This is a genomic window from Phytohabitans rumicis (genome assembly GCF_011764445.1).
Lineage (GTDB): Bacteria > Actinomycetota > Actinomycetes > Mycobacteriales > Micromonosporaceae > Phytohabitans > Phytohabitans rumicis.
Genome location: NZ_BLPG01000001.1, coordinates 7,861,496 through 7,875,576, shown reverse-complemented (window position 1 = coordinate 7,875,576; position 14,081 = coordinate 7,861,496). Strand labels below are relative to the sequence as shown.

Annotated in this window: 10 protein-coding genes; 2 read left to right on the top strand and 8 right to left on the bottom strand. The window is 70.3% G+C overall.

Annotated elements, in window-relative coordinates; translation table 11 throughout:
• Position 1: 1 nt before the first annotated feature.
• The 4 genes from Prum_RS35740 to Prum_RS49980 all read right to left on the bottom strand — a co-directional run bounded on the left by Prum_RS35740 (position 2) and on the right by Prum_RS49980 (position 2,601).
• Positions 2-1,375 (bottom strand): permease prefix domain 1-containing protein, encoded by a 1,374-nt coding sequence (locus Prum_RS35740; protein ID WP_173080826.1) that lies wholly within the window; start codon positions 1,373-1,375, stop codon positions 2-4.
• Positions 1,372-1,767 carry a PadR family transcriptional regulator gene (locus Prum_RS35735; RefSeq protein ID WP_173080824.1) on the bottom strand — a complete coding sequence of 132 codons (396 nt, stop codon included), beginning with the start codon at positions 1,765-1,767 and terminating at the stop codon, positions 1,372-1,374. The genes Prum_RS35740 and Prum_RS35735 overlap by 4 nt, the downstream gene beginning before the upstream one ends.
• A gap of 76 nt (positions 1,768-1,843) precedes the next feature.
• Positions 1,844-2,314 (bottom strand): helix-turn-helix domain-containing protein, encoded by a 471-nt coding sequence (locus tag Prum_RS49985; RefSeq protein ID WP_218577504.1) that lies wholly within the window; start codon positions 2,312-2,314, stop codon positions 1,844-1,846.
• Positions 2,314-2,601 (bottom strand): hypothetical protein, encoded by a 288-nt coding sequence (locus Prum_RS49980; RefSeq protein WP_218577503.1) that lies wholly within the window; start codon positions 2,599-2,601, stop codon positions 2,314-2,316. The genes Prum_RS49985 and Prum_RS49980 overlap by 1 nt, the downstream gene beginning before the upstream one ends.
• A 79-nt stretch (positions 2,602-2,680) precedes the next feature.
• Between Prum_RS49980 and Prum_RS35725 the strand changes: the two genes are divergently transcribed.
• A complete protein-coding gene (locus Prum_RS35725) occupies positions 2,681-3,499 on the top strand; it encodes a phytanoyl-CoA dioxygenase family protein (protein ID WP_173080822.1) in 819 nt (272 codons plus the stop codon).
• Positions 3,496-3,765 carry a hypothetical protein gene (locus Prum_RS35720; protein ID WP_173080820.1) on the top strand — a complete coding sequence of 90 codons (270 nt, stop codon included), beginning with the start codon at positions 3,496-3,498 and terminating at the stop codon, positions 3,763-3,765. Before Prum_RS35725 ends, Prum_RS35720 begins: the two co-directional genes overlap by 4 nt.
• Here Prum_RS35720 and Prum_RS35715 read toward each other — a convergent pair.
• The 4 genes from Prum_RS35715 to Prum_RS35700 all read right to left on the bottom strand — a co-directional run bounded on the left by Prum_RS35715 (position 3,749) and on the right by Prum_RS35700 (position 14,079).
• Positions 3,749-5,200 carry a leucine-rich repeat protein gene (locus Prum_RS35715; protein WP_173080818.1) on the bottom strand — a complete coding sequence of 484 codons (1,452 nt, stop codon included), beginning with the start codon at positions 5,198-5,200 and terminating at the stop codon, positions 3,749-3,751. The genes Prum_RS35720 and Prum_RS35715 overlap by 17 nt on opposite strands.
• 41 nt (positions 5,201-5,241) lie before the next feature.
• Entirely contained in the window at positions 5,242-6,912 is a 1,671-nt protein-coding gene (locus Prum_RS35710) for a DUF2207 family protein (protein WP_443094368.1), read from the bottom strand.
• Positions 6,909-7,661 carry a LemA family protein gene (locus tag Prum_RS35705; protein WP_443094364.1) on the bottom strand — a complete coding sequence of 251 codons (753 nt, stop codon included), beginning with the start codon at positions 7,659-7,661 and terminating at the stop codon, positions 6,909-6,911. Before Prum_RS35705 ends, Prum_RS35710 begins: the two co-directional genes overlap by 4 nt.
• 166 nt (positions 7,662-7,827) lie before the next feature.
• Positions 7,828-14,079, bottom strand: coding sequence for an RHS repeat domain-containing protein (locus Prum_RS35700; protein ID WP_246278670.1), 6,252 nt, complete (start codon positions 14,077-14,079; stop codon positions 7,828-7,830).
• Between the last annotated feature and the right edge of the window lie 2 nt (positions 14,080-14,081).

The following is a 14,081-nucleotide window of genomic DNA, read 5'->3' as shown; positions in this document are numbered from 1 at the left end:
CTCAGGCGAAGTCGAACACGAACGGGAATGCGAGGACCACCAGCCAGGCCCAGGCGGCGTACACGACCACGTAGCGGGTCTGCCAGCGTTCGAGCTGGGCGAACGGCGCGCGGCCGCGCACGAAGCCGAGGAACAGCCATGCCGACCACGCCAGGTTGGCGAGCAGGATGACGTTCTCACCCAACGCCGCGCTCTTGTTGGGGGTGAAGCCCCATTCGCTGATCCGGCCGGTGATCGCCAGCAGCACGATGACGTCGATGACCAAGGCGGTGACGACGAGCACGAGCTGCAGGTGGTCGAACAGGCTGGGCCGGGCCGCGGGGTCGCGGGCGGAGATGGAGTACAGCAGCAGGCCCAGGACGATGACCAGCAGCAGGTCGAAGATGATGAGCACGTCGCGGTCGACGTCGATGCCGTTGCTGGTCCACATGAAGGCGACCAGGAAGGCCAGGAGGGTGGCCGCGAAGAGCGGGGTGAAGACGCGGGTCAACACCGGGGCCATGTTTTCGATGACGCTCTGCTTGGCCTCGACCAGCCAGGCCGACACGATGACCGCGGCCACGACGCCGCACGGCAACAGCCACGACTGGATGAACTCCTCGGGGTCGAGGCCGATGGCGTTGAACGTGCCGGCCGTGAACGCGAGGAGGATGCCGCCCCCGGTGGCGATGAGGTTGAAGTAGATCAGCCACTCCCCGGTGAACCGGATGAAGTCCATCCGCCGCCGGTCCGAGCGCCACTCACCCCCGACATAGGCGACCCCGACGACCAGCCACAGCGCGAGCGGCAGGTGGATCGCCGTGAGCACAAAGCTTTGCGAGTCACCGTCAAGCCCGTACGCGTTCGCGGCGACCGCGCCGAGCACGAACAGCAGCGCGAGCACCCCGATGACGCGAAGACCGACCCGGCGCTGCCACGCGAAGTAGGCGGCCAGCACCGGCAGCACGAAGAGGCTGAAGTTTCGGACGTAGAACTCCGCGTCCTCGTCGTCCGAAATGTCCAACCCGAACAGCGCCGGCACCTTGATCGCGATCGCCGCGGCGATCGCACAGGCCACCATGACGGGCAGCTCGCGCCGGGACCGGGCGGCGGTGGGCGCGTCCGGCTCCCGGGGCAGCACCAGCTGCTTCCAGAGCCGCTCGGAATGCTCGCGGGCGAACTCGCGCGCCACCTCATCGAGGCTGCCCATGCGTTTGACCGCGATGAGGAACGCCTCATCCGCTTGCAGGCCCGCCTCCGTCAGCTCGGTGATGCGGCTGCGCAGGTGGTCTTCCAGCTCATCGGCGTCGGTGTCGTGCAGTGGGCGGCGGCGGCGCATGTAGGCCCGCCACTCGGCGATCTGGCGCTCCAGATCGTTGTCGCTGTCGACGGTCATCGCCCTGTCCCCCACGCCGGTGTCGCCGTGATCGGCTTGATGGCCGTGCTGGGCTTGAGGGACTCGGTCGTGCTCCAGACGCCACGCAGGGCGTCGACGACGGTGGCCCACTGGCGGCGCTGCTCGGCGAGCTCGGCCCGGCCCTGGTCGGTGATGCGGTAGTACTTGCGGCGGCGGCCCCCGGGCGGGGTCTCCCAGGCCGACTCGACGTGGCCGAGCCGCTCCAGCCGGTGCAGCAGCGGGTAGAGCAGACCGTCGGTCCACTCCAGCTGCCCGCCGGACAGGTCGTTGACCTGCTTGAGGATCGCGTAGCCGTAGCTCTCACCGTCGGCGAGGATCCCCAGCACGAGTGGGGTCGCCGAGGCCGCGACCAGGTCCTTGGTGATGTACACGCGACTCCTATACCCTTAGGCTGCCATACCTAGAACAACAATGCATAGTAGTTCTAGGTATAGGGCCACGCAAGGCTCACTCGCCGGCGCGTACCGCTCGCGGGGAGCCGCCCAGCTCGCGCCGGCATGCCTTGTTGAACGCCTGAAGGTCGGCGATGCCCACGGACGCCGCGATCGCCGGGATGGACAATGTGGACTCCCGCAGCAGGTGCCGGGCCCGTTCCAGCCGGCGGCGCCGCAGATACCCGACCACCGTGTGGCCGGTCTCGGTGCGGAACAGGCGGGTGAGGTGGTTGTGCGAGACGCCGACCACCCGCGCGATGCCCGGCACGGTCAGCGGCGCGGCCAGATTCGCCTCGATGTGCGCGACGGCCGCCGACACCGCCGCGTGCCCGCCCTGCTGCCCGTCCCGCTCCCCGAGGTCGGCCACCTGCCACAGGGCGGTCCACACGCAGGCCACCACCCGGGCCGGGGCGCCGGGCCCGGCCGCGATCGCCTGGTGCAGCAGGGTGGACAGCAGCCGGGCCTCCGCGCCGGCGTCCTGCATCACGGGTACGCCGCGCGGCGCGCCCTGCCGGGGGCGGAAAAGTGCGCGTACAGGTGCTCGGACCGGCCGCGGTAGCGGTACTCCACCCGCGCGCCGGGTGGAATCAGGCTCACCCGGCCCGGCCGGATCGCGTGCGTCGTGTCCCCGACGGTCAGCTCGGCGGCGTAGCCGTAGAGGTGCAGCTGCCACAGGTCGGGCAGCTCGAACACGTCGCGCAGGCCGGTCGTCCCGTGCACGCCGACGCCCACGTTGGCCACCGCGGGCGGGTCGTCCAGCCGGATCAGCACGCTATCGATGGTGAAAATCTACCAGCACTGGTTGACTAGGACCCACGACGGGCTCACCAGCTGTTCGTAGGGTCGACGCATGTTGACCAGTAGCCACCTGCTCTCCTCCGTTCAGATGGCGCGCTTCGTGACGCACGGCTACCTACGCATGGACGCCGTCGTTCCGGACACGCTGAACCGGCAAGCCGTCGAGGTGCTGTCCGCCGGCCTTCCGGCCGTGCCGTACGGCACCGCGCTGCCCGACGCCTTTCCCGAGGGATCGTTCGCCCGCCAACTGGTCGAGGTCCCGGCGGTCGCCGGCGCGCTGCGCAGCCTGGTGGGACCGGAGCCCACTGTGGACCATCATTTCGTGCACGTCCGGGAACCACACGAGGGCAACGCCCAGCCGCTGCACGGCGACGCCATCATCGACGTGCGCCCGGACGCCTTCGACGTCCAGCTCATGTACTACCCGCGGGAGGTGACCGCCGACATGGGCGGGACGCTCGTCGTGCCGGGCAGCCACCTGCGCCGCACCAACGAGAGCGACACCGGCCGCTACCAGAACCTGCTCGGCCAGATCCGGCTCACCTGCCCGGCCGGCACCGTGATGCTGCTGCACCACGGCATCTGGCACGGCGGGCGGCGCAACGACAGCGGCACCCGCCGGTACATGTACAAGATCCGGTTCAACCCCACGGTGCCCCAGGTGCGGCTGTGGAACGCCGACGACCTGGCCGATCCGCGGATCGCCGCCGAATTGAGCACCAACTTCCCCTGGTACGAGCACGCCACGGGGCGCCTGGAGATCTACAACCGGATCCGGCTGTGGCGCGCGCTGACCGGCGATGACGGCTTCGACATCGAGTACTGGGTGACCCGGGTGAGCAACCGGCCGACCGTGGGGAGCAACGCATGAGGCAGCAGGTTCTGGTGCTCTACCTGACCACGTCGGCGCTGGATTCGGCGGTCGTCGGCTGGGCCCGCTACGACGGCACCGGCCAGGCCAGCCCGACCACCGGCGACAGCGACGAGCCGCCGTATCCGACCGGTCTGGCCGCGCTGCTGGACGGCTGGCGCCTGTTTCAGGCCGCCCAGCTCATCCCGCCGTACCCGGGCCACGAGTACGACACCTCGTACCTCAAGCACGAATTCTTCTTCGAGAAGCTCATCCCCCGTACCTGAGGACCGGGACGGTCGGGTTGCCGGCCGGGACGAACCGGGCCCAACTGGCGGCGTCGCCGCTGTGGTAGATGGACAGCCGCGCGGGGTCCGCACCGGCGAAGACGTCCGCGTCCTGCGCCGGCGGCCGGTCGCCGAAGCGGACCTCGCGCAGGTTGGGGTTGTCGCGAAAGGCGCGCGGACCGAGCTTGCGCATTTCGGGTACGTAGACCGCCGCCAGGCTCGGATTGCGGGTTATCGCGTCGTGCCATGCGGTGGTCAACGACGGCGCGTACACCCGCACCAGCGACGCGAATCCGGTGAGTCCGTTCTTGTCCAGCACCGTCAGCTTCGGCAGCCGCAGTACGCGCACGCCGGTGCCCGCCTCGGCGTTGCCGTTGAGGTCGAAGCAGTTGATGCCGATGTACTCGACGCTGGGCAGGTTCACCGACACCAGCGCGTGGCTGTCGTTGAGCGCGTTCCTGCCGATGCTCCGCAACCGGGGTGCGTTGAAATAGCGCAGCCGGGAGGCGTCGTCGAACGCGAAGTCGTCGACCTTCGTCGCCCGCGGCAGGTTCACCTTGGTCAGGTACTGGTTCCGGCGGAACGCGTCCGGGCCGACGTACGTGACGCTCGGCAGGTAGAGCACGCTCAGCTTGGCGTACGGGCGGTGCCCGAATCCCATCGGGCCGATCGACCGGACCGCCTTGAGGCTGACCGACTCGAAGCCGGTGTTGCTGAAGGCGCCCGCCTTGACCTCTTCCAGGTCGTCCAGGGTGAGGTGCTTGACCCAGGAGTCCCACCAGCCGTTGTGCCACAGGTACGGTGACCGGCCACCACGCGCGGTCTGGCCGGCGCACGCGAGGCTCGAGGTGGGCGTGCACTCCGTTCCGCCCGCCAGCGTCTTCAGGTTGTAGACGTACAGGCGGGTCGGCCTCGTCGCCCCCTGCCCACCCTGCGATGGCGGCTTGTGCAGCGACTGGATCGCCGCCAGGTCGGCGTCGTTGAGCGCGTGGCCACCGTCGAGGTAGACAGCGACTCCGGTGGCTTGGACCAGATCGGCACGAGCCCGGTCCAGCAGCGCCTTCAGCGGTGTGTCCAGGGCGGTGGACACGTCGTACCGAAGCGTGACCGTGCCGGCCGGGAGCGCGTGGTCGCCCGGCTCGGTGTGCCGGTAGGCGTAGGTTTCGGTCCGGGCCAGGTCCGGGTCGGAGCCGAAGACGGGGTCGGCTCCCGGGTCGATGCCCGCGTCCACGGGTTTGCGCGCCGGCGCCGTGGTGGGTGCGGATCCGAGGCCCGACACGGCCTTCGGGACGGGAGACTCCGAGGCGCCCGCCGACCGCCAGCCGGTCGCCGCGGCGCCGGCGGTCGACGGATCGGCGCAGGCGCCAGCTGTCAGGGCGAGCCCGGCGCAGGCAAGGGCGAGCACGGTCTTCTTCGCCGCGTGCAGAGACTCCACGACATGGAGGCGGGCCGGGGCCGCCCCGGATAACAGAAAACCTATCCGGGGGCGTGCCGGGTGGTCGCGCGGGCGGCGGCCTGGTTCAGCAGCCAGGGCAGGTACGCGTGGCGGCCGCGGCCGTCGCCGAGCAGGGTCACCACCACGGTGGTCTCGCCGAGCCGCAGCGCGGCCCGGTCTCCCGCGGCGTAGGCGCCCTCGCCGACGCCGGGCAGCGCCTGCCCGCGCGAGTTCGCCCGCCAGGCCCACCGGCCCGGCGCCCCGCCCGCCGTCTGCACCATGAGTACGGCCTTGCCGCGGTCGGCCGACACGTACTGCGCGGTGCCGACCGGGCCGATGGCGGGGACCGGCGGGCCGGCCAGCACGGCGAAGCCGAGTGCCTGCCCGATCTCGTCCACAGTGAACACGTCGTTGGGCCCGGGGCCAACGGGTGCGGCACTGGGCTCGGCGGTGTCCTGTGTGGTCACCGGTTCGGTCAGCGCGCGGGTGCGGCCGTGGCCGACGACGGTCAACTGGACCACACGCCGGCTCCACGGGCGGACCCGGATCGTGACCGTGTCGCCGTCCTGGCAGTTGCCGGCCCACTCACTGGGCAGCGCCCAGGCCGTGGTGCGATCGTCGGTGCCGTCGTCCACGGCGAGGTGGTGCAGCCACGGCCGGGACGGGCTGTCCTCGGTGCGGGCGGTGGACTGCCACACCTGCTGCCACAGCACCTCGCCGGTGATCGTACGGACGGTGGCGAGGTCGATCAGGCTGCGCGCCAGCGCGTACAGGCCGTAGCCCAGCAGGACAACGGCTACCGGGTACGCCACGTCGGTCACCGGGTCGCCGGTGACGGCCACCAGATCGAGCGCGTCGACGGTGAACCGCAGCAGCAGGACGCCGGCCGCGACGGCGAACAGCGCCCGCCGCACCAGCTGCGGCGCGGTACGGCCGTAGCGCGGCCAGAAGCGCGGATACCGCACCCGCACGCGGTGCCAGGTGCCGCCGAACGACGACCACACCAGCTTGCGGTCGCCCATGCCGAGATCGAGGATGGCGCTGGCCAGGTGGGTGGTGCCGGTCGCCGCGCCGTAGCCCAGATACCGGTCCCACACGGTCACCGACGCCGGCGGCAGCTCGGCGAACTCCTCGTGGCCGCGCAGCCAATCGCGTACGCCGAGCCAACGCCCCGCGACCTGGCGGCCCAGCGGGGTGTCGCGCTCACCCCGGGTCACCGCGACCACGCCGCCGAGCACGAAGAACGTGACGATCCCGGCCGCGACACCGGGGTTGTCCTCGTTGTCGCTCCATACTCCATAGTGGAACGCGGCGAGCCCGACCGCGATTGCCGCGAGCACCGCGGCCCCGCCGAGCACGCTGCGCACCGTCGACCCGAACCGTGGCCGGGACAGACCGGCCGTACGGGCGTCCGCGACGACCTCGGCGTGCAGCCGCTTGTTCCACGACTTGGCGCTCGACTCGTCGCGGAACGTCAACGCGGTCAACGGCACCACACCGTTGACGGCGAGCCCGCGTACCCGATCGAGGACCCGCCGCTCGTACGGCCGCAGCCCGGTCGCGTCCGGCGGCGCGGCCGGCAGATGCAAGGTGGTCTGCATCGGATCGTTGCCGGGCTGGCGCAGCTCGATGAAGCGGCGGGCGGCCAGGTCCAGCAGCGTCGACTCGGCCGCGTCCTCGGTGAGCGTCCACCGGTTGGCCAGCAGGCTCACCACCGCCGGCGGCTCCGCACCGAGGTCGGGGCTGGCGGGCTCCGGCCGCGGGCTGGCCGGCCGGGTGACCAGCCGCGCCACGCCGTACCCGCCGAACCAGCCGCCGACAGCGGCGGCCGCCACCGCGATGTCCAGCAGCGCGCGCCCGTCCATCGCTCGCCCCGGCGGCTAGAAGCGGACCTGGACCGGGCCGCGTTCGCCGCCGGCGGCCTCGAAGTACTCCACCGCCGTGAAGCCGCCCATGCCCGCGACGAGGTTCGTGGGCAGCGACTGCACGCTGGTGTTGAGCGTCTGCACAGCGCTGTTGTAGAACTGCCGGGCGTACGCGATCTTGTCCTCGGTGTTGGCCAGCTCCCCTGGAGGGCGGCGAAGTTCTGATTGGCCTTCAGATCCGGGTACGCCTCGGCGAGCGCGAACAGCCGGCCCAGCGCCTGGCTCAGGATGTCTTCCGCGGCGGCCCGGTCACCGACGCCCGGCGCGTGGGCGGCCGTCACCGCGCCGTTGCGGGCCACGACCACGGCATCCAACGTGCCCCGCTCGTGCGTGGCGTACCCCTTGACCGTCTCCACCAGGTTGGGGATCAGGTCGTGGCGGCGCTTGAGCTGCACGTCGATCTGCGCCCAGGAGGCGCGGACCTGGTTACGCTGCCGCACCAGCCGGTTGTACGCGACGATCCCCCAGCCGATAACGACCACGGCGAGCAGGCAGAACAGCCCGCCCACGATGCCCAGGACCACGCCACCGCTCATCCACGACTCCCCTGCCGGATCATCTCGACCGCCCGATAGTGCGCGTCGCAGGCCAGCGAATCGCCTCACTGTCGCCGATCGGACTGTAGGCCGTGGGCGCGGCCGCGGCTTGCCGACGCCGACCCGGTGTGGATCGGCGCCAGCAAGCCGCATGTGGTCGGGCGCTTCAGCAGGCCCAGATGCCGGATTGGCAGATGATGCGGTCGGCCTCCACGTAGATGTTCCGCTGATTCACGATGTGCTGCTCGACACCGGGCTTCATAGAATCTGAACGGTCCAGGCTGATGACGGCCCCGCCTCCGCCGTTGGCCTGACGGAACGCGGAAGCCGCCTCGATTGGTGTCGCATTGATATTATTAGTGGCGATCTTCGCCGAACCGCTTTCGAGGCGATCCATCTCGATTCGCATCGCGAAGGCGCTGATCTCCACGGAGAGGCTGTCATCCCAAGCAACGTCGTAGAGCATCTTGCCTTCGAGATCCTTGGCGTACTTTCCGTATACGGGACTGTTTCGCATTGCTTCCGCCACGTCCGTCATGACGCCGAACTTGACATTTGTGATGCCAACAGATCCCCCGTCTTCGTCAACTCCCAGGAGATCCGCCAAGCCGGCAATACTCGGACTCGCCTGCATTCCTTGTACGATCTTCCAGGATTTCCAGCCATCGCTCGATTCCCGCAAGATGACCGCGAGGAGCATTACCGGATCGATGCCGAATTCGTTGCCCCACTTCACGGCGAGGCCGGCATACTCGATGTCTTGGTCCGACGGGTGGTCGTGTGGCCTACACCCGCGCCAGCATTGCCTCCCTCGCTGCGAGAGCGTGTCATGCGGGGTGCAGTTCTTGATGCGACAGGTGACCTTGCGCGGTCCCGACGGCGTCGACCTGTCAAGGGTGGTCTTGGTGCACTCGCTGTCCTCACAGGCGAGCAGCCCCGTGGGGTCAGCCCAGGTGGTAGGGCTGTTGTTGCTGTAGGCGTACCCGTGCATCTGTTGGGGGTCGGTCAGGTCCATGACCGGGTCGACGCTGACGAACCGGCCGAGGAACGGGTCGTACTCGCGCGCGCCGAGGTGCGTCAGGCCGGTCGGGTCGGTGGTGCCGCCGACGAAGCCCTTGTCCATGCCCGATGCCCAGGTGCCGATGTTGGTGCCGCGCTGTTCGCCGTACGGCAGGGTGCGGCGCTTGGCGACGGCGAGGTTGGTGGCGTTGACGGTGAGTTCCGCGGTGCCGTGGTGGTCGCTGACGAGCCAGTGCAGGCCGGCGGCGGTGCGGACGGCGATGGTGGCGCCGGCGTGCGTGTAGTACCGGGTGGCCGTCGTCGTGCTCGCGGTCGCCCGGACTTCGGTGGTCCCGAGGTACAGGGTCTTGGCGCCGCCGGGGTCGGTGCGGATGAGCCGCTTGCCGTCGGCGTCGTAGAGGTAGGTGCTGGTGTCGGTGCCCTGGAGCAGTTTGGCGAGGTGGCCCTCCCGGTCGAAGGTCAGGGTTTGGGTGGCGCCTGTCGCGGTGGGTCGGGTGGCGGTGTTGCCGGCGTTGTCGTAGGTGTAGGCGCGGTTCCAGGTGACCGCCCCGCTGGCGCTGACCGACTGGACTGCGTGCGGGCGGACCGTGGTGGGTCCGGGCGTGGGGTAGGCGTACGTGTAGGTGGTGTTGCCGCTGGCGGCGTGCCGGGTTTCGGTACGGCGGTTGCCGAGGTCGTCGATCGTCCAGTCGTGCCAGTACGGCGCCGGCCCGCCGACCTGGTTCTGGGTGGGAGCGGCCTGGCAGTCCGCGGTGGTGGGCGTCCAGGCTTGGGTGAGGCGGCGCAGGTAGTCGTACGTGAAGCATTGCTGGTCGGCGGCCTGTCCCGACGGTGCCTCCCGGATCGCGGTGGTGTTGCCCGCGGGGTCGTAGGTGTAGCTGTAGTTGGCCGCCTCCGGGGCGGCTTCCGGTACGACGCTGGCGTTGGTCAGCCGCCGGGTTGGTTCGTCGTACGTGTTCGTCAGCGCGAGCCGGGCGCCGCTTGCGCCGAGTACGCGGCTGGTGAGCTGGCCGAGTTGGTTGTAGTCGACGGCATCGACGTAGATCTGGCTGGCTGAGTAGACGGTGCCGGGGTCGTCGACGTCGGTGTAGCCGAAGGTGAGCTTCTCGCTGGGCAGGTCCGCGGCGGCCGGAAGCGTCGCGGTCGACTGCTGGCCGCCGAGCCCGTAGGTGGTCGTGGAGGTGTAGGTGCATGCGGTGCGTGCGGCGGCGCACAGCGCCGTCTCCGACGCGGGCAGCACCACCGAGGTGGAGGTGGGGCGGCCGTACTGGTCGTACGCGTTGACGCGGTTGGTGTAGGCACCCGCACTCGTGTGGCGGGTGGCGGAGGTGAGCTTGCCCTTGCCGTAAGGGAGCGTGTCGTATACCCACTCGGCACGGATCGGACCGCCGACGGTGTCGTCGCGGACGCTGGTCTTGCGGCCGAGCGCGTCGTACGTGAAGGCCAGTGTCGCCGTCCCGGTGCCGAACGGCATGGTGACCGTCTCGACGTTGCCGGCCGCGTCGTAGGTGGATTCGGTGATCCCCTTGTCGGGATCCTTGGCCCGGTATTGCCGGCCGCGCAGGTCGTAGTCGTAGCTCCAGACGTTTCCGCCTTGGTCGACCAGGGTCGTGAGCTGGTCGAGCAGGGTGTGCGTGTACGCCGTGCGGGTGAACGCCGCCGGGTTGTCGCTGCCGAGGTCCGCGGGCGCCTTGTACTGCCGCAGCTCGATGGTGCGTCCACGGGCGTCGGTCAGCGTCGCGGTGGCGGTGCCGCCCGCGGGCGGTGTGTGGAAGGTGCGGTCGCCGCCGTAGCCGATGGTGGTGCGCCACTTCTCGGCGCCGTTGGCGAGGAAGATCGTGGCAGTGGGGCGGCCGGCGCCGTCGTGCACGGTACGGCTGACGGCCGGTATCTGTCCCTGTGGGCTGGCGATGGTGGTTTCCGGCGCCCCGCCGGTCGAGTCGTGGTACGCGGCGCTGGTCCAGCCGACCTGGCCCAGGCTGTTGTGGAGGGTCTCGGTGATGATCCGGCCGCCGCCGGTGGCCTGGAGCTGGTTCTGGCGCTGCCGTAGGAACCCGTCCAACAGGCTGATCGACGTGCGGTACGCGTCACCGGTGGACAGCAGCGTCTCCGTGGTCACGGCGCTCGGGCCGCCGCTGGACCGCATCCGGTACGTGAACCGGCGGTTGGGGCCTTGGCTGGCCTTGTCCCGGCCGGGTAGCCACACCGCGCCGACCCGCCCCAGCCCGTCGTAGGCGACGTCGGTGACGATGTGCTTGGGGTTGGCCTGGTCGGTGGTCTGATCGTCGATGATCCTGGTCGGCAGGCCCCAGGCGGGTTCGGTCGTGGTGATGACCCGGTGGCCGAGCGGGTCCGTCACCGTCGTCCCGGTGACGAGGCCGGTGGCGGCGTCAACGGTGTAGCCGGTGGTGGCCGTGTTGCCGCGGGCGTCGGCGACCGCCTTGAGGCGGCCGTTCTCGTCGAATGTGTTCGTCGCGGTGGCCACGTAGACCGGCGTGGTGCCGTTCCAGTGGTCCAGTTCCTCGATCCGCTTCGGGTCTCCCTTGGTCGGCGGTGCGCCGAATGAGGATTCGTCGGTGTAGGTGTCGTAGAACGTGCGGCTCCGGTTGAGTACCTTCTCCTTCGCGGCGGGTGTGGTGGCCGCGGCACACGTGCCGGTCAGCGTTTCGGTCTGGGCGACCCGGTCGAGCATCCAGATCGCGTCGTTGCGTGCGTACGTCTGGCGCTGGCAGGTCTCGTCGCCGCTCGTGGCCTCGTCGCCGAAGTTTGTCGTGGCGATCGGCTGGCCGTCGTTGTTGTATTCGGTGGTGGTCTTGGTCGTGCGGTGGCCGCGGGCCGTGCCGTCCTTGGCGTAGAGGGCGGTCCGGGTCCGGCTGCTTGCGACCTCCGTCTGCCAGGCGTTGACGACCGACCCGTTGCGGTTGCGGGTGGCGGTCGGCCCCATTCGCCAGGGGTCGTTGACCGTCGAGCTGACCTCGGCGCCGCCAGGTCCCTGCCACGTGATGACCTGGCGGAGGAAGCCGTGGTGCGCCTCATGGTCCTCGATGTGGCCGCCCCAGGTGTCGTCCACCCAGACGTCCCGGGTGCCGGTGGGTTGCTTGTCGCCGTCCATGCCGCGCAGGTAGCGGTACTCGGTCGCGGTCTGTTGTCCGGTGGCGGTGCCGTTGCGCACCTGGACCCGGCCGTAGCCGCGCCAGTCGCCCCAGGTGCGCCGGTTGTTCGGGGTGAGTTCGTCGTCGGTGTAATGCCAGGCGGGTGTATCCAGGTAGTCGTAGAACGCCTCCTGGTCCTCGCTCTTGGCCACGGTGTGGCCGTCGATGTCCTGGTACTGCACGTCCACCTGCCGTACGTGCGTGACCACGTACTTGTGGAACCAGTCCAATGTGGTCGATGCGCCGACCGGCGACCAGTACACCGGCATGCACCGCTTGGTGTTGGATTCAGGGATCGGCAGGCTGCCCCGCGTGCAGTCCGGCCCGGAGTAGTTCACGGTGATCTGCCCACCGCCGCTTGTGGTGATTGTCTTGATGCGGAACCGGGTCAGGCTGGTAAGCCCGTCGGTCGGCCCGTCGACACGGTTCGGTAGCGGTTCCGCGCCAGGAGCGAAGATCGTCTCCGGTTCGGTGACCGCGGTGCCGTCGGAGGTGACGTGGCCGGCGTGAGTGATGCCGCGCAGCCACATGGGTGCGCCCTCGTTGTCCCCGGCGTTGAGGAACTCGTGTCGCAGCGTCCACGACTCCACGTCCCGGTACGTGTTCGGGCCGGATCTGACCTGCGTGGTCACCGAGGCCAGGCGGCGGGCGGACCAGAAGGTCGGGGAGAGGTTGCCGGTGCATGGCGCCGCGGCGCAGTCCCGGTCCCAGGGGACGTCCGCCCAGGCCGACCGTATGGGTGCGGAGTTCCAGGCCGGGCCGCTCCAGCAGCCGGTAAAGCAGCGCTCGCGCGCGTCGAACACGACCCGGACCGGGGCGGGGGCGGTGTACTCGGCGCCCTTGCGGGTGCCGTATTCGATCCGGTCGAGCCAGCCGCCGCGGACGTACTCGGTCCGCAGGCTCGGGGTCTGGTCGCGGCCGTACCAGCCGGCTTCCTTCTGGTAGTAGTACGCCATCGTGTTGTCGTGCGGGTCGATGACGTAGTCGAGGTTCCAGCGCCACGCCTGCTGGCACCAGCCCGCGCCGGATGAGCACGGCTCACCGCTGCCATTGCCGTAGACCGGCACGGTCCAGGTGGCGTTCGTGGTGGGGTGGCTGTCGGCGCCCCAGCCGTTGGTCCGGTGGTAGCCGAAGTAGTACTGGGTCCCGTCGGTGGTGGTGACCTTCCAGTACTCGTTGTTGTCGTCGCCGTTGGCGCGGGCGGGGTCGGTGAGCTTCTCGACGCGGGTGCCGTCGTCGTCCTTGAGCCGCCACACGCCGGGGGTGCCGGTCTCGATGAGCTCACCGGCGTGGCCGGAGAGCGAGAGGCTGGCGTTGTCGGTCCCCCAGCACAGGTCGCCGGTGTTGCGGGTCGGGCTGTCGTCCGTGCAGGACGCGTACTTGCGTTCGATGAAGCCGGGCCAGAAGTCCCAGCCGTCGCCGATCCATCCGGTCTGGTTGTTGGTGGTGGAGGTGCGCCCGTCCACGCTGCCTGACGAGTAGGACAGCGCCACGGATGGCGTCGGGCCGCCTAGGCCCGGCGGCATCCGCATCGGGTACGAGTGGGTGAAGTCGCCGGACTGGGCGCCCACGTTCCAGGTCCCCGCCGGGGACAGCGTGGTGGCGGCGTAGTCGCCGTTCGGCCCGGACGGCGCGGCTTGCACCGCCAGTACGGCCGGCGCGCCGGCTGCGACGGTCACCTCGGCGGTTACCGTCCCGGCCTTGGGATTGTTGACCGTTCGCAGTGGACGGACCGTCCGGCACTTGTCGCTCGCCACGGAGAGCGCGCACGAGGGCAACTGCACCAACCGCAGCCGGCTGGCCCAGTCACCGCCGTACGCGGCGGCGAACCCGGCGTACCCGACCTCGACGGTCAGCTTGCCGGCGCGGGCTACGCCGTCGACGCGTTCTACGCCGAACAGCAGACCGTCCACATTGGCCTTGGCCGTGGTGGCACGGTCGTACACGGTGACCGTTGCCTTGGCCACCCCGGATCCGTCCTCCCGGTCGGCGACGTGGGCGAGACGGACCGGAAGTGCCCCGGCCGCTACCCGTCCACCGGCCGCGCGGGCGGCGGCCGGGCCGGCGAGGTCGACGGTGGCCCGGCCGTCCGGCCAGGTCACCCGCTGTGGGCCACGCACGGTACGGGATTCCGCCTGGGCGGGCCACGCCGGCCGCTCCACCGCGCGGGCGTCGACGGTCGCCACGCCGGGCACGTCCGCGCCCTTCGGCGGCGTCCAATCGGGCCTGCCGGGCGGGCCGCCCATCG